Below are 16619 nucleotides of genomic sequence, written 5' to 3'. Positions count from 1 at the left end.
GATTTATGCCAATCACCGAGAGTGCAGAGCGAACCTAGTGAGTCAGAGTACACGATAGCATTAGTGTTATTTTTGATGTGAACTAATGACTTAAAGACAATTTTTGTCTTGTTACCCACGACCTTGCTTTGCTATGAGCGCTCATTGTCTGCGGTGATTGGTATTACTTAGCAGCAAACAGGGACGGCTTATTCTTCGTTGCTTTCTAGCAATACGAACAGTAAACACACCCCAAGTGGTTATTGTTGTAACCCTGACAATTTTATCAGGTACCGCGTGGTTAAAGTGGTTCAGGAAGACCGATATTAGTGGGATTCTCGTTGAGCAATGCCTGCTTTAAGTAGTAAAAAAGTTGCAGAATAGGACAAATATTTCGGTCATTTTTGAAGTGAATTTTGGTGTGGAGAATGGCGCCGATTTAGCTTACATTAACTAAGAAAGTTACGTATAATGTCCGACCGAAAAATCCCACTGAAATGGGTAAATAGCAAAATACAGACCAATCCTGGTCTAGACGTCTGTGAAGACGACACATAGGTAGATAAATGAGCGAAAAGTTACAAAAAGTATTAGCACGTGCTGGTCACGGTTCTCGTCGTGAGATTGAATCGTTAATTAAATCTGGTCGCGTTAGCGTGAACGGTGTAGTCGCTAAGCTTGGTGAAAGACTTGAAGACGAGAGCAGCGTAGTTCGTATCGATGGTCACATTGTCTCTGCAAAGATTCAAGAAGAAGTGATTTGTCGTGTACTTGCGTACTACAAACCTGAGGGTGAACTGTGTACTCGTCACGATCCAGAAGGTCGTCGTACTGTTTTTGATCGTCTGCCAAAAATTCGTGGCTCTCGTTGGATTTCAGTTGGTCGTCTGGATGCGAACACTTCTGGTCTTCTACTTTTCACAACGGATGGTGAACTGGCGAACCGCTTAATGCACCCAAGCCGCCAAGTTGAACGTGAATACCTAGTACGTGTGTTCGGTGAAGTAACTGAACAGAAAGTTCGTAATCTAGTAAAAGGTGTTGAACTGGAAGACGGTTTAGCTCGCTTTGAAGATGTTGTTTACGCGGGTGGTGAAGGCATGAACCACACGTTTTACGTTGTTATCAACGAAGGTCGTAACCGCGAAGTTCGTCGACTATGGGAATCGCAAGAGTGTACCGTTAGCCGTCTGAAACGTGTTCGTTACGGCGACATCTTCTTAGACAAGAAACTGCCTCGTGGCGGTTGGATGGAACTTGACCTGAAAGAAGTAAACTACTTGCGTGAGCTTGTAGAGCTTCGTCCAGAGAAAGAAACCATGCTTGATCTGAACAAAGACAATACGTCACGCAAACGAGAGCGTGCACGCAGCCAAAAAATTCGTCGCGCAGTTAAGCGCCATGAAGAGCGTGTTAACACGCCAAAAGGTCGCAGCAACAACCCTTCTCGTCGTAAGCCGAAGAAGACTGCTGGTGACCAAGGCGCACGCAACAAGCATCGTTAATCGATAGCAAAACATCAGAAAGGCTTGCCAATTCGGCAAGCCTTTTTCTTATCTGTTACATAACAAAAGGATCTAAAGCCTATATAGAGCAGGGTGCTTTGTATAAACATATATCTCAGCTAGACGAAAACAACAGATAAAAAAATACCAGCACTAGGCTGGTATCTTTGTTCATGATGAAGAAACGTTAATCGCGTTTCCAAAGCATATGGCAGAACTTATGTTCAGGGTCTCGGCTGATTAGCATACGAGCAAATACGTCATCAAGAACGTCATTTTCCTCATTTACTAGGCCGATACGAACCTCTGCATATACTTCTTTGTCGATCTCGAAGCCAACATGTTCAACCCAGTCATCACCGGTTTCAACAAGTTCTGCGGCACCACGATCTTCAAATTGCGCAGTAAACAGAATCACGTCAGCTGGCTCTAGGTTATCTGGAGCCATCTCAAGGAAAATGTCGTACGCTGCGTCGATGACGTCGTCGTAAGAAATCAAATCAGACATGCTTATGCTCGGCTCATGTATTTACGTTCAGCTGTGTTAATGATAACACGGTCACCAGTTGCAATGTACTCAGGAACCTGGATGACAAGACCTGAAGCGAAGCGTGCTGGTTTAGTACGAGCAGATGCAGAAGCACCTTTGATTGAAGGGTCAGTTTCTTCAATCACTAGCTCAACAGAAGATGGTAGTTCAATACCCACTGCAGCACCGTTAACAAGGATAATGTGGATACCTTGTGTATCTTCGTTGATGAACAGCATGTCGTCTTCAACTTCATTGTGCTTGAATGTGTATTGTGAGTAGTCTTCGTTATCCATGAAGATGTGCTCATCGCCGTCAGCGTATGAGTACACAACTGCACGTTTGTTCATTTCTACCGTTTCAACAACGTCATCAGACTTGTAACGCTCATCTACACGTGCGCCCGTGTTTAGATCTGTACAACGCATTTTGTAGATTTTAGCGCCGCCACGACCGCCAGGAGTCGTTACTTCGATGTCTTTAACTAGAAGAGTTTTACCATTAGACTCGATTGCGAAGCCTTTTTTGATTTCACTTGCCTTTGGCATTGTATATTCCTATTCATACTTATTAAGCAAAACCCGGTGATTATAGCGCTAAGTTAGCCGCCTAGCATTAAAATTCATTGCAGAAATTTGTTGTTACTCCCATGACTAAACACCTGAATGGACTTGATTCGGTGAGTTGGCTAAGAGAACATATAGCCCAACTTCTTGAACCATCTGAGAACACGTTTTAAGTCATGTCTCTGCCTGTTATCGATCCTAAACAACCATTTCAACCAGAGTTTGCGCCTTTAATTAGGGAAGTCACCGCTTGTCTCAAAGGTGGACTGGGGCAAAACTTACACAGCGTTTATGTATACGGTAGTGTTGCTCGCAAAACAGCGATCGTTGAGAGGTCGAACTTAGACCTGGTTGTCGTTACTCAATCATCCTTTGAGCACAATCGCGCGACTTTGCTCAACACAATTAAGTGGCGTGCGCAGCAGAGTTACCCTCACGTTAATGGTGTATCGGTCCGTACAGCCTTAGTGAGCGAAGTGGCTAATTTAGATAGTATTTTTACTTGGGGCTTTATGCTTAAGCATTGCTGTGTCTGTGTTTATGGTGATGATCTAGCAGACTGCTTCGGTGATTACGTCCCAAGTTGGGAAATTGCTAAGCACTGGAATATGGATGTGGAAGATTGGATTACGGTGTATCGCAAAAAAATCGTACAAGCGAAGACGATAGAAGAGCAGGTGGCCGCCCAGCGAGTGATTGCTAAAAAGTTACTAAGAGCGTCATACTCTTTGGTGATGTATCGAGATAAACGTTGGTTTGATGACCCTATACAATGTGGCAAGGTATTCTTAACTTATCATCCTGAAAAGCAGCTTGAGATCGAGCGGCTAGAAATTTTACTTTCTGGCCGGGGTATTCCCAAGCGTTCTGTTATCGGGCTAATTGATGCGTTTGGTGATTGGTTAGTCAAACAGTACCAGAAAACAGAGTTTCGTATCGGCTAAAACAACCCCATTTGTGGCGCTGAAAGCCTGTCAAAATCCGTCCCAATGAAAGGGAGAATCGCATCTGCAACGGGTTTGAGTTGTTTATCAATGTAATGTTGATAATCAATCGGGCTATTGAGGTACTCATAAGGTTCAGGACCGTTCACGGTAATAATGTATTCAATTCGTCCTTTGTTTTGATACTGTAATGGGCGGCCAAGCTTGGCATTTATCTCATCCGCTAAACGAGCTGCACGCACTTGTGGCGGGACGTTCTTCTGATACTCATGCAGTTTTCTGCGCAGTCGCTTTTGATACACCAACTGTTCATCAAATTCACCGTTGTTAGTTTTCTCAACCATCTCTCGGACATAGTCGCTTGGATCTTCACCATGGAAAATCATGCTATAGAGTGTATTTTGAAATTTCTGTGCTAACGAGGTCCAGTCAGTACGGGCACTTTCTAACCCTTTAAATACAATCCTTTCTTGCTCTCCTTCACCGATTAAACCCGCATAGCGCTTTTTCGAGCCAGTTTCTGCGCCACGAATCGTTGGCATAAGGAATCTGCGATAATGGGTTTCATACTCGATTTCCAACATAGATGTTAGGTTGTACTCAGAACGCAGGTGTTCTTTCCACCAAGAGTTGATGTAATCAACTAATTGATTTCCAACAGCGTCAGCTTCTACTTGACTGTATGGTCGATTCAACGACACGAATGTGGAATCCGTATCGCCGTAAATCACTTGATATCCTTGCTCCTCAATCAGCACCTTAGTTTGCTTCATGATTTCATGTCCGCGCATGGTAATACTAGAAGCTAACCGAGTATCAAAGAAACGACATCCCGATGAGCCCAGTACGCCATAAAAGGAGTTCATGATGATTTTGATTGCCTGAGAAAAAGCTTTTTCATTGTTCTTCTTTGCCACATCACGTGCTGCCCAAAGCTTTTCAATCATTTCTGGTAAAAAGTGTTTCGTACGATGGAACTTCCCACCGCGAAAGCCAGGTACAGCCTGATTTTCTTCTTTTCCAATATCGAGCAATAACCCCTCAACTAAACCCATAGGATCAATCAAGAAAGAGCGAATAATCGATGGATATAGACTCTTAAAATCCAATACTAAAACAGAATCATATAGGTTAGGGATGGAGTCCATCACGTAACCGCCGGGGCTGGCAATCCAATTTTCAGGGTGTAGGTTCGGAGCAACGTAGCCTGCTCGGTGTATCTGAGGCATGTATAGGTTTGTGAATGCTGCAACCGAACCGCCGACACGATCCAGTTCGACACCAGTGAGACGAGAGCGCTCTATTGCAAAGTCGAGCAGGTGAGTGTGATTGAAAATCTTATTCACTAACACGCAGTCTTGTAAATTATATTTAGCCAGCGATGGTTTGTCGGAGCGGTACATACGATTGATCTCATCCATGCGGTCATGAACGTTGTGGATTTCTTTCCCTTCCCCTAAGAGTTCTTGAGATACAGACTCTAATGACCAAGATCGAAAGTGATAAGTCGCCGTTTTTAACGTATCGATACCGTCCATTACAACTCGCCCTGGAATGGAAATAAACCCTTGTTGGCTTTGAGATGAACTTCTGAAAAAGCTGGCTTGGTCTGCTCTACCAAGCATTAGCTTCATGTTGTGCCATTCTGCTCGTTTGTGTAGCAGACGAAAGTCAAAATCAATGACGTTCCAACCGACAATGACATCGGGGTCGAATTGTTTAAACCAAACGATGAGTGCTTCTAGAAGCGCTTTTTCATCCTTAACCCATTGTATCGGTGTCTCCGAAGGTTCTGGTTCTCCGATCATGATAACGCGGGAATCCATGACGCTGTCTAATCCGATTGAGTAAAGAATGCCTTTCTCAGAGCATTCTAGATCTAACGAGACAACGTTTAACTTCGGCTCATATTGCCCCGCACGGCATTTTGCGCTTTGGACGCGTTGGTAGCCATTGGTGCGAGTCACATTGCCTGTAAACTCGATACTGCCTTTGATAAAACGCTCCATTAGGTAGCGATCGGCGAGGCGAATATCACTTTCATACGTAGTGATATCTTTTTGAGCGAATGTGTCTTTGAGTGCGAGAGCGTCTCTGGTTACATTGGTATAGCAGGCAGCAAGAGGCGTATGTTCAAACGTTTTGAGATCCAAAAGGCGGATGTCGACGAATATGTTTTTTTCTCGTGCGAGTGTCTTTGCTTGCTCTGAGTGTTTCTGAGCGATGAAAAATACTGGCTTCTCACCATTAATAAGTAACTGAGTAGGACCTGCTTCTGTCGAAAGCCACAGCTCGATTTGAGTTTGACCTTTGATGTCTCGTGCCTGTCGAGTTAGCAGGAAGCCTTGTTGAATATTCAAATGTGAGAAACCTTAGAAAACTTGAAGAACGTTAGTTTAACACTAAGAACTGTAAAAATAACCAGTAAAGAAAGCGTCTCAAATTTTTGCTGGAATTAGTGATTACAAGTTAGTCTTTGGTGCAAGAGGGACAGTGTCATTTTAAGTTATAGCGTGTTTCTCTGGGCAATATGAAACCTAGTTACTTGATTTATTGTACTTAATGTTGTTAATTGTCTTTTCTTAGATTTCGGTTCTGCTCATCACGCTCTAAAATAATAGAGTGGTTTATGAATAAGTTCTTGCTAAAGTTTGCGTTTCAGCACATATTCATAGAAAGCAATTTTTTGTCGATTACGTTAGTATATAGGCAGTCATACTGATATCCACATTTAACAAGTAATGGTTATGTGGGTGCAGAACCAATACAAAGTGTGGAGATACAAGTTTGATAAATGTTTTCCTTGTAGATGATCACGAGCTGGTTCGCACAGGGATACGACGTATTATTGAAGACGTCCGTGGAATGAACGTAGCAGGAGAAGCTGACAGCGGTGAAGATGCAGTAAAATGGTGTCGCAGTAATCATGCTGACGTCGTTTTAATGGACATGAACATGCCAGGAATTGGCGGCTTGGAAGCCACTAAAAAAATTCTTCGCGTGAATCCTGATGTGAAAATCATCGTACTTACCGTTCATACAGAAAACCCGTTTCCAACCAAGGTGATGCAGGCAGGTGCGTCTGGTTATTTAACCAAAGGTGCTGGCCCTGACGAAATGGTGAATGCGATTCGTGTAGTTAATAGTGGGCAGCGTTACATCTCGCCAGAGATTGCGCAGCAGATGGCATTGAGTCAATTTTCTCCAGCCTCTGAGAACCCTTTTAAAGACTTATCCGAGCGTGAATTGCAGATCATGCTTATGATCACCAAAGGCCAAAAGGTAACGGATATTTCTGAGCAACTTAATTTAAGTCCAAAGACAGTCAACAGCTATCGCTACCGACTCTTTAGTAAATTGGACATTAATGGTGACGTTGAGTTAACTCACTTAGCGATTCGCCACGGAATGCTGGACACCGAGACCCTTTAGCGTGAATCCTCCCTTCGATTCGGCTTCCTTTCTCAAGACAGTAACTAATCAGCCCGGCGTTTACAGAATGTACAACGCCGAAGCTGTTGTAATCTACGTAGGTAAAGCCAAAGACCTTAAAAAGCGCCTTTCAAGCTACTTTCGGAAAAAAGTAGACAGTGAGAAAACTCGCGCGCTTGTCAGTAATATCGCCAAAATAGACGTCACGGTGACTCACACTGAGACAGAAGCGCTGATCTTAGAGCATAACTACATCAAGCAGTATTTGCCGAAATACAATGTGTTGCTGCGAGATGATAAGTCTTACCCTTATATCTTTATTAGCGGTCATAAGCACCCACGGCTTTCTATCCACCGTGGCGCCAAGAAGCGCAAAGGTGAATATTTTGGCCCCTACCCAGATTCTGGTGCAGTAAGAGAAACATTGCATTTGCTGCAAAAGATATTTCCTGTGCGCCAGTGTGAAGACACTGTCTATTCCAACCGAACGCGCCCATGTTTGATGTACCAAATTGGTCGTTGTGCAGGACCATGCGTTAATACCATCATTTCTGATGAAGAATATGCAGAGTTGGTTGGCTTTGTGCGCATGTTTTTGCAAGGCAAAGATCAGCAAGTACTCAAACAACTGATCGAGAAAATGGAAGTTGCCAGTCAGCAATTGCGCTTTGAAGATGCCGCTAAATTTCGCGATCAAATCCAAGCGATTAGGCGTGTTCAAGAGCAGCAGTACGTCTCAGAAGACAGCATGGATGATATGGATGTACTCGGGTTTGCTCAGGAGAATGGTATCGCGTGTATCCATATCCTGATGATACGCCAAGGCAAAGTGCTTGGTAGCCGTAGCCATTTTCCGAAAATCCCACAAAATACAAGCCAGCAGGAAGTGTTCGATAGTTTTCTGACTCAATATTATTTGAGCCATAACGAAGCACGTACAATTCCTTCTCGTATTATTTTGAATCAAGAGTTGGCAGAAGATATTGCGCCAATACAGAAAGCGTTAAGTGAAGTGGCAGGCCGTAAGGTTCATTTTCATACGTCGCCAACTGGCTCTCGAGCAAGGTATCTCAAGCTTTCGAACACGAATGCACTAACGGCGATTACCACCAAAATCAATCACAAGATGACAATTAATCAGCGTTTTCATGCGCTTCGCGAAACATTGAAGTTGGAGTCTATAGCTCGAATGGAATGTTTTGATATCTCCCATACGATGGGGGAAAGCACGATTGCGTCATGCGTGGTGTTCAACAACGAAGGCCCCGTAAAGCAAGAGTATCGTCGCTACAACATTACTGGGATTACCGGTGGTGATGATTACGCAGCAATGGGACAAGCGTTGGAGCGCCGTTATTCGAAGCAATTGGACGTAGAGAAAATTCCCGACATCATCTTTATCGATGGCGGTAAAGGTCAGTTAAATCGTGCGCATGACATCATTTCGCAATATTGGGGGGATTGGCCAAAGCGTCCCATCATGATTGGTATTGCAAAAGGCGTTACTCGCAAACCAGGTTTAGAAACGCTGATTACAGTCGATGGGGAGGAGTTTCATTTACCAAGCGATGCTCCTGCGCTGCACCTTATCCAACATATTCGTGATGAAAGCCATAACCATGCTATAGCGGGGCACCGTGCTAAGCGAGGTAAAACCAGACGTACGAGTGCACTCGAAGGGATTGAGGGAATCGGCCCTAAACGACGTCAGGCGTTACTCAAGTACATGGGTGGGTTACAAGAACTTAAACGTGCAAGTGTCGAAGAAATCGCCAAAGTACCGGGAATAAGTCACTCTTTAGCAGAAATTATTTTCCAAGCATTGAAACAATAAGGAAAATCGCGCAACATTAAGCCGCAATGTGTAAGAGAATAATAAAATGCGTTTGAATATCCCGAACATTCTGTCTCTTCTTAGACTGTTCCTAATCCCTGTTTTTGTGGTTGTCTTTTATCTACCTTATTCATGGGCACCGTTTGCAGCAGCAATGGTGTTTTGGGTAGCGGGTTTTACTGACTGGCTTGACGGCATGTTGGCCCGTAAACTTGGCCAAACTTCTCGTTTTGGCGCGTTTATTGATCCTGTCGCTGATAAAGTGCTAGTGGCAACGGCATTGATTCTAATCACGGAACATTATCATTCAATTTGGGTGACCATTCCTGCGGTAACGATGATTGCGCGAGAAATCATTATCTCAGCATTGCGAGAATGGATGGCTGAAATCGGTAAGCGAGCGAGTGTTGCGGTATCTTGGGTTGGCAAAGTAAAAACTGTTTCGCAAATGTTCGCCTTATGGGTGTTGATATGGCGTTACGATGAATGGATGGTTTGGCTAGGCTTTGCGGCCTTGTATGTGGCAACTTTCTTGACATATTGGTCAATGATTCAATATTTGGCTGCTGCGAAAGACGATCTGTTGAATGAAGAGCACCATTAAATTCTGATGTTAGAAAGCAGGCTTAATAGCCTGCTTTTTTGTACTAAGACAATCTACAGCATTTTTTGGCTTCTCTCGCTTTTCAATGCTTGCTAACGGCCATGTTTGCAATTTGTATCTGGGGCTTTTGCTTCGATAGAGTTCTATTTGTGATCTAAGTCTTGTTTTTGTCCTTGGAGAGTCTTAGAGAGGCGAGTCTTCTGATTATTAATACTTCAATGCACGCAACGCACGGCCAGCAGTGTAAGGCGTAGCCAAAGTTTTATGATAAACAAGTGTATTTAAGCGATTTTTAGTATTAAAACTAAGCAATCCATCGTCTTTCGCACAAATTCTAGTCAAACGATTTAAAAAAATAAAAATAGTGTTGACTCGATCGCTCGAATCCGTAGAATGCATCCCGTACCCAAGAGAGCACGGCTCGAAAGGGTGGTGAAAAAGCTTAGCTTTATTCACAAATGAGGCGCCTTGGCAGAGTGGCTATGCAGCGGATTGCAAATCCGTGGACCTCGGTTCGACTCCGGGAGGCGCCTCCATTATTCTTTTGAGAGTGAATGGCTTTCGAGAATAAATGCGACACTAGCTCAGTTGGTAGAGCGCAACCTTGCCAAGGTTGAGGTCACGAGTTCGAACCTCGTGTGTCGCTCCAAATTTTATTGATATGGCATTTAGCGGTATCAGATGGTGTTTTACTTTTCTGTAAAGGCATCACAAAGAATATTTGTGTGCCCTGGTGGTGGAATTGGTAGACACAAGGGATTTAAAATCCCTCGACGTTCGCGTTGTGCCGGTTCAAGTCCGGCCCGGGGCACCATCTCATATTAAATGCGACACTAGCTCAGTTGGTAGAGCGCAACCTTGCCAAGGTTGAGGTCACGAGTTCGAACCTCGTGTGTCGCTCCAGATTTAAGGCCTAACATGAAAATGTTAGGCCTTTTTCGTATTTTTTGAAAATCTCAAACTTCTTTTCTGTCACAGACTTCGTTAAGTAACGAACCCTTTGTCTCATTGACTCAAGTGATTGTTCATTCTGCCATTGCAATGCATCTTAGCCATTCCTACTAGTCTATGTTTAAACCATCACTTGTGGAGAATAACCACTCTTGCTCCAGGCAAAGCTGTGACGAGAATGCTATCTTTTTAAATGTTCCGGATATAGAAAGGAATGTTTTACGATTAAGCAGCACAACCTTAAACCTCTGTTGGATGAGGTGATGATATCTCAAGAATATTTGTTTAAATAACAGCTGTTTGAGAGAAGCAGAAAAGCATAGCTCATGAATATGAACATGTGAGTTGCAATGGGGTATGTTTTGTTGTGATTTACATCACTGTTACTAATATGAAAAATCGTTGCCAGAAGATTTTATTTTGTGATAAATTCGCGCGCAATCTCGGAGCGTAATTAACAACGTTTGATCTCTGGGGGATACGCGTAGTGACCATTCAAGCTGATTGTGACACTGCGTAGGGTAGGTATCGGCAAAGCCTTTTGTCGATAGACGGGATACTAATGCTGTAAACGCGGCATATTAATGGGAAACCCAACATTGAAACCTTTGAATAAACACACACTAATCAGCTTCATACTGCCGAAATGTCCTGTTTTACAAAACGGGTGCATTACAGAACCTTGATTAATCCCTTTTACATATAAAGTCGCGAGTATCGTGGCGGATGATCTGTATTTGTCATTTATGCACTGACAAATGCGGAGGGGTATTCACACCTCCTGTAATTTCATTCTAATGATTATTAATACAGGATACAGAATTATTATAATTCAAGGGATTATGTAGTATGAGCACTGCCTTTGAAGTCGATAGCAATATCGCAAACATTTTTTCGTCTCAGGTTCCTATCGTTGAGGGAACGTATGACTTAACGCCAGATCAAGTATTGATTGATCAGGCTGAGCATGAATCTGAAGTACGTTCTTATCCACGTCGTTTGCCGATCGCAATTAAACAAGCCTTTGGGTGCTTGGTTGAAGATACGCGTGGACAGATCTTTCTAGACTGCCTTGCGGGGGCAGGCACTCTAGCTTTGGGGTATAACCATCCTGAAATAAACCAAGCGCTGAAAGAGCAATTAGATTCAGGACTGCCATATCAGACGCTAGATATTGCAACATCAGCAAAAACGACGTTTATTCAATCTGTTAAGTCTTTTCTTCCTCAAGAGTTAAGCGAGAACAGCGTTATCCAATTTTGTGGCCCGTCTGGAGCTGATGCGGTTGAAGCTGCTATCAAGCTCGCGAAACAGACTACCGGTCGCAACACTATGTTTGCCTTCCGTGGCGCATACCATGGTATGACTAATGGTACGATGGGGATGATGGGTAACTTAGGCACGAAAGCGCGTCGAACTGGTTTGATGTCGGATGTGCACTTTATGCCTTTCCCATACAACCTGCGTTGTCCTTTTGGGCTTGGCGGTGATGAAGGTGCGAAAGCAAGTATTCGCTATATCGATCGTCTTTTAAACGATGATGAGTCAGGCATTATGAAGCCTGCCGCGATTATCGTGGAGCCAGTGCAAGGTGAGGGTGGTGTTGTTCCTGCGCCAGCATTCTGGCTACGAGAGTTACGTCGTATTTGTGATGAACACGGTATCTTACTGATCTTCGATGAGATCCAGTGTGGTATTGGTAAAACTGGCTACAATTTCGCGTTCGAAGAGTCGGGCATTGTTCCAGATATTCTGTGTTTATCAAAAGCAATTGGTGGTGGCTTACCAATGTCGCTATTGGTTATCAACAAGCAACATGATACATGGAAGCCGGGCGAGCACACAGGTACATTTCGTGGTAACCAGCTAGCTATGGTCTCTGGTGCGAAAGCATTAGAAATTATCCAGCGTGATAACCTTGTTGAGCATGCCAATATTGCGGGTCAGTACCTGCGTTACGGCCTTGAGAGTATTCAAAAGCGTGTAAACTGTATCGCAGAGGTTCGTGGCAAAGGTTTGATGCTAGGCGTGGAGATTAAAAATCCAGACGGTGAGCTCAATAAATTTGGTGAACCTCAAGCGGATAGTGAACTCACACTTTCTATTCAACGCGCAGCACTCGAGCGTGGCTTGATCGTTGAAAAAGGTGGACGCGAAGGCGCAGTAATTCGTTTCCTTCCTCCTCTTATCATCTCGTTTGAGCAAATCGACTTTGCTTTACGTGTATTTGAAGACGCGATTTTAGCCGCTGGCGGTAGTCACATCGAAACTCAGCCACAAGATGAATGGAAGAAGCATTTCATCCACACTGGAGAGATGGGCAGCAATGAATTTGCTTCGGTGATGAATCACACTACTACGGCAATGAAGTCAGTGTTTGAACAAGTGACTGCACCGTATTCAGGTATGGATCCAAAAGCATTGGAAGCAGCGATTCACGACGTTGATCTTGATAATGGAAATGCGCCTCTTAAAACCGTTATCGACGATGCTGCTGAGCTGGTCGCGAAAAACGCAATTTTTACTCAACATCCAGATTGTATTGCTCACCTACATACTCCACCGTTGATGCCAGCGATTGCGGCAGAGGCAATGATTGCGGCTTTGAACCAGTCGATGGACTCATGGGATCAAGCTTCATCAGCGACTTATGTTGAACAGAAAGTTGTGAACTGGCTATGCGATAAATATGAGTTAGGTGAAAAAGCGGACGGTATCTTCACGAGCGGCGGCACGCAAAGTAACCAAATGGGTTTGATGCTTGCGCGAGATTGGATTGTTGACAAACTCAGTGCACACTCAATTCAAAAGCTTGGCCTTCCTGAATACGCAGACAAGCTACGTATTGTATGTTCGAAAAAATCCCACTTCACGGTTCAAAAATCAGCGTCTTGGATGGGATTGGGTGAAAAAGCGGTCATGACCGTCGATGCTAATGCCGATGGAACGATGGATGTCACTAAATTAGACGAAGTTCTCAATCAGGCCAAAGCAGAAGGTTTGATCCCATTTGCCATTGTTGGTACAGCGGGTACAACGGACCACGGTGCTATTGATGACTTAGACTTTATCGCCGATATGGCAGCGAGACATGACATGTGGATGCACGTCGACGGTGCATACGGTGGAGCTCTGATTCTAAGTAGCCAAAAAGCGCGTCTGAAAGGTTGTGAGCGTGCACATTCCATCAGCGTAGACTTCCATAAGCTGTTTTACCAAACCATCAGTTGTGGTGCGCTATTGGTAAATGACAAGTCTAACTTTAAATTCCTGCTTCACCATGCAGACTATTTGAACCGCGAACACGACGAACTACCGAACTTGGTGGATAAGTCTATTGCGACAACTAAGCGCTTTGATGCGCTCAAAGTGTTTATGACGATGCAAAGCGTAGGGCCAAAAGCCCTAGGCGATATGTATGATCATTTGCTTGAACAGACGCTTGAAGTGGCGGACATGATTCGAGATAACAAACACTTTGAGTTGTTGGCTGAACCATCACTATCTACGGTTCTGTTCCGCGCGACACATGAATCAGCGGATCTGGATGAACTGAACAAAACGTTGCGCTTAGAAGCGTTAACACGCGGTATCGCGGTATTGGGTGAAACCATTGTCGACGATAAAACTGCATTGAAATTTACGATTTTGAACCCGTGTCTGACGACGGCGGACTTTGAATCTTTGCTCTCAAAAATCAATACGCTAGCGGCAGAGCTAGTTTAACAAAGGTAACGGAAAACTATGGCAATTCTACAGATTGGTGCAGGCGGCGTTGGCTGGGTAGTTGCACATAAAGCAGCACAAAACAACGACGTTCTGGGTGATATCACAATCGCATCACGTACCGTAGGTAAGTGTGAGAAAATCATCGAATCGATTCAGAAGAAAAACAATCTGAAAGATTCAACTAAGAAATTAGAAGCGCGAGCGGTAAACGCGGACGACGTAGATTCTTTAGTTGCTTTAATTAAAGAAGTACAACCTGACTTAGTGATCAACGCAGGTCCTCCTTGGGTGAACATGTCTATTATGGAAGCATGTTACCAAGCTAAAGTGTCATACCTTGATACATCTGTTGCGGTTGACTTGTGCTCTGAAGGCCAACAAGTACCTCAAGCTTACGATTGGCAGTGGGGCTACCGTGAGAAGTTTGAAGAAGCGGGCATTACAGGTATTCTTGGCGCTGGTTTCGATCCGGGCGTAGTATCGGTGTTTGCCGCATACGCAGTGAAGCATCTGTTCGATGAAATCGATACTATCGACGTAATGGATGTAAACGCAGGCGACCACGGTAAGAAGTTCGCAACTAACTTTGATCCAGAAACGAACATGCTTGAGATTCAAGGCGATTCGTTCTACTGGGAAAACGGCGAGTGGAAACAAGTACCTTGTCACTCACGTATGCTTGAGTTCGAATTCCCGAATTGTGGCTCACACAAAGTGTACTCAATGGCGCACGACGAAGTTCGATCTATGCAAGAGTTCATCCCGGCGAAACGCATCGAATTCTGGATGGGCTTTGGTGACCGTTACCTAAACTACTTCAATGTGATGCGCGACATCGGTCTACTCAGCCCAGATCCACTAACGCTTCACGACGGTACGGTTGTTCAACCTTTGCACGTGCTAAAAGCACTACTACCAGATCCAACATCTCTCGCACCAGGCTACACTGGCCTAACGTGTATCGGTACTTGGGTTCAAGGTAAGAAAGATGGTAAAGAGCGCAGTGTATTTATTTACAACAACGCTGATCACGAAGTCGCATACGAAGATGTTGAACACCAAGCTATCTCATACACCACTGGCGTACCTGCGATCACTGCTGCTTTGCAGTTCTTCCGTGGCAAATGGGCAGACAAAGGCGTGTTCAACATGGAGCAGCTAGATCCTGACCCATTCCTAGAAACCATGCCATCTATTGGTCTAGATTGGCATGTTCAAGAACTGGAGCCAGGACAACCTGTTATCCATAAATTGAAGTAAGAATTTAGCGACTCTTATTTGTACGTTTAAGCCGATGCACTTGCGTCGGCTTTGTTCGATTTTATAGTGTCTTTGCTAAGGCGAAGGGACGTAAGGTATCAAAATGCAACAAAACGAACTAAAAACGCCATACTTCATGATCAATGAAGATAAGCTGATTGAGAATCTAGAGAAAGCAAAACAGCTAAAAGACATCTCTGGTGTGAAGCTTGTATTAGCACTGAAGTGCTTCTCAACATGGGGTGTATTCGACATCATCAAGCCTTACCTAGACGGAACAACAAGTTCTGGCCCGTTTGAAGTGAAGCTTGGCTACGAAACGTTCGGTGGTGAGACACACGCATACAGTGTGGGTTACAGCGAAGATGACGTTCGCGATGTGGCGGACATCTGTGACAAGATGATCTTTAACTCTCAGTCACAGCTAGCGGCTTATCGTCATATTGTCGAAGGTAAAGCATCGATTGGCTTGCGCCTAAACCCAGGTGTGAGCTATGCAGGGCAAGACTTAGCAAACCCAGCGCGTCAATTCTCTCGTCTTGGGGTTCAGGCTGATCACATCAAACCGGAAATTTTTGATGGTATTGATGGCGTAATGTTCCACATGAACTGTGAGAACAAAGACGTGGATGCGTTTATCGGCTTACTCGATGCTATTTCAGCTCAGTTTGGCGAGTACCTAGATAAGCTGGACTGGGTAAGCATGGGTGGCGGCGTGTTTTTCACATGGCCGGGGTACGATATCGAGAAGTTGGGGTTAGCACTTAAAGCGTTCTCAGAGAAACACGGCGTACAAATGTATTTAGAGCCGGGTGAAGCGATAATTACTAAGACCACTGATCTCGTTGTAACAGTGGTTGATATTGTAGAGAACGTAAAGAAGACGGCGATTGTCGATTCGGCCACAGAAGCTCACCGCTTAGATACGTTGATCTACAATGAGCCAGCGTCAATCCTTGAAGCATCTGAAAATGGTGAACATGAGTATGTGATCGGCTCGTGCTCTTGTTTGGCTGGTGACCAGTTCTGCGTGGCGAACTTCGAACAGCCTCTAGAGATAGGACAGCGTCTGCATATTCTAGATAGTGCCGGTTACACCATGGTGAAACTAAACTGGTTTAACGGTCTACGTATGCCGTCGGTCTACTGTGAACGCTCGAATGGTGACATTCAAAAACTGAATGAATTTGACTACTCTGATTTCAAACGTTCACTGTCTCAGTGGTCAGTGAAATAAAACGTATTGAGTATTAGAACGACAAAGAGCAGCTGAATTGCTGCTCTTT

General features: G+C 44.3%; 11 protein-coding genes and 4 tRNA genes. 12 read left to right on the top strand and 3 right to left on the bottom strand.

The features are described from left to right. The first annotated feature begins 545 nt into the window (after positions 1 to 545). A complete protein-coding gene (gene rluB / locus R7Q11_RS13710) occupies positions 546 to 1484 on the top strand; it encodes a 23S rRNA pseudouridine(2605) synthase RluB (RefSeq protein WP_005376798.1) in 939 nt (312 codons plus the stop codon). A gap of 187 nt (positions 1485 to 1671) precedes the next feature. Here the strand turns inward: rluB and R7Q11_RS13705 are convergent, their stop codons facing one another. After that, on the bottom strand, positions 1672 to 1992 hold the full coding sequence (locus R7Q11_RS13705; protein ID WP_005376800.1) for an HI1450 family dsDNA-mimic protein: 321 nt from the start codon (positions 1990 to 1992) through the stop codon (positions 1672 to 1674). A 2-nt stretch (positions 1993 to 1994) separates the two neighbouring features. Then, on the bottom strand, positions 1995 to 2561 hold the full coding sequence (gene yeiP, locus R7Q11_RS13700; RefSeq protein WP_005376801.1) for an elongation factor P-like protein YeiP: 567 nt from the start codon (positions 2559 to 2561) through the stop codon (positions 1995 to 1997). Positions 2562 to 2755: 194 nt separating this feature from the next. On the opposite strand from yeiP, the gene R7Q11_RS13695 reads away from it, so the two are divergent. Further along, positions 2756 to 3523, top strand: a complete 768-nt coding sequence (locus R7Q11_RS13695; RefSeq protein ID WP_025767268.1) for a nucleotidyltransferase — start codon at positions 2756 to 2758, stop codon at positions 3521 to 3523. Here the strand turns inward: R7Q11_RS13695 and R7Q11_RS13690 are convergent. Then, complete coding sequence (locus R7Q11_RS13690) at positions 3520 to 5883, bottom strand: DNA polymerase II (protein ID WP_206949233.1); 2364 nt, start codon at positions 5881 to 5883, stop codon at positions 3520 to 3522. The two genes, R7Q11_RS13695 and R7Q11_RS13690, sit on opposite strands and share 4 nt — an antisense overlap. 427 nt (positions 5884 to 6310) lie before the next feature. Between R7Q11_RS13690 and uvrY the strand changes: the two genes are divergently transcribed. The 10 genes from uvrY (at position 6311) to nspC (ending at position 16570) form a co-directional block, all read left to right on the top strand. Beyond that, positions 6311 to 6955, top strand: coding sequence for a UvrY/SirA/GacA family response regulator transcription factor (gene uvrY, locus R7Q11_RS13685; RefSeq protein ID WP_005386783.1), 645 nt, complete (start codon positions 6311 to 6313; stop codon positions 6953 to 6955). A gap of 1 nt (position 6956) precedes the next feature. Continuing rightward, positions 6957 to 8789, top strand: a complete 1833-nt coding sequence (uvrC, locus tag R7Q11_RS13680) for an excinuclease ABC subunit UvrC (protein ID WP_080960110.1) — start codon at positions 6957 to 6959, stop codon at positions 8787 to 8789. A gap of 46 nt (positions 8790 to 8835) precedes the next feature. Beyond that, the gene (gene pgsA, locus R7Q11_RS13675) at positions 8836 to 9393 is read left to right on the top strand and encodes a CDP-diacylglycerol--glycerol-3-phosphate 3-phosphatidyltransferase (RefSeq protein ID WP_005394805.1); all 558 of its coding nucleotides are present in this window, start codon (positions 8836 to 8838) and stop codon (positions 9391 to 9393) included. A gap of 462 nt (positions 9394 to 9855) precedes the next feature. Continuing rightward, positions 9856 to 9929, top strand: a tRNA-Cys gene (locus tag R7Q11_RS13670). Between the two features lie 37 nt (positions 9930 to 9966). Beyond that, positions 9967 to 10042, top strand: a tRNA-Gly gene (locus R7Q11_RS13665). A 78-nt stretch (positions 10043 to 10120) separates the two neighbouring features. Further along, a tRNA-Leu gene (locus tag R7Q11_RS13660) sits at positions 10121 to 10207 on the top strand. 13 nt (positions 10208 to 10220) lie between these two features. Continuing rightward, positions 10221 to 10296: transfer RNA gene (locus R7Q11_RS13655), tRNA-Gly, on the top strand. Positions 10297 to 11193: 897 nt separating this feature from the next. After that, positions 11194 to 14070: a pyridoxal phosphate-dependent class III aminotransferase gene (locus R7Q11_RS13650; RefSeq protein ID WP_054730795.1), complete on the top strand. Its 2877-nt coding sequence runs from the start codon at positions 11194 to 11196 to the stop codon at positions 14068 to 14070. Positions 14071 to 14088: 18 nt separating this feature from the next. Then, on the top strand, positions 14089 to 15333 hold the full coding sequence (locus tag R7Q11_RS13645) for a carboxynorspermidine synthase (RefSeq protein WP_012841628.1): 1245 nt from the start codon (positions 14089 to 14091) through the stop codon (positions 15331 to 15333). Between the two features lie 103 nt (positions 15334 to 15436). Further along, entirely contained in the window at positions 15437 to 16570 is a 1134-nt protein-coding gene (nspC, locus tag R7Q11_RS13640; RefSeq protein WP_005386789.1) for a carboxynorspermidine decarboxylase, read from the top strand. The last annotated feature ends 49 nt before the right edge of the window (positions 16571 to 16619 follow it).

Source organism: Vibrio sp. 970 (assembly GCF_033339075.1).
This window is presented reverse-complemented; position numbering and strand designations above follow the sequence as displayed.

Excerpts from the sequence above, each read along its gene's own strand:
- R7Q11_RS13705 (WP_005376800.1), bottom strand. The coding sequence starts at position 1,992 with ATGTCTGATTTGATTTCTTACGACGACGTCATCGACGCAGCGTACGAC.
- nspC (WP_005386789.1), top strand. The coding sequence starts at position 15,437 with ATGCAACAAAACGAACTAAAAACGCCATACTTCATGATCAATGAAGAT.
- yeiP (WP_005376801.1), bottom strand. The coding sequence starts at position 2,561 with ATGCCAAAGGCAAGTGAAATCAAAAAAGGCTTCGCAATCGAGTCTAAT.
- R7Q11_RS13645 (WP_012841628.1), top strand. The coding sequence starts at position 14,089 with ATGGCAATTCTACAGATTGGTGCAGGCGGCGTTGGCTGGGTAGTTGCA.
- R7Q11_RS13650 (WP_054730795.1), top strand. The coding sequence starts at position 11,194 with ATGAGCACTGCCTTTGAAGTCGATAGCAATATCGCAAACATTTTTTCG.
- pgsA (WP_005394805.1), top strand. The coding sequence starts at position 8,836 with ATGCGTTTGAATATCCCGAACATTCTGTCTCTTCTTAGACTGTTCCTA.
- rluB (WP_005376798.1), top strand. The coding sequence starts at position 546 with ATGAGCGAAAAGTTACAAAAAGTATTAGCACGTGCTGGTCACGGTTCT.
- R7Q11_RS13695 (WP_025767268.1), top strand. The coding sequence starts at position 2,756 with ATGTCTCTGCCTGTTATCGATCCTAAACAACCATTTCAACCAGAGTTT.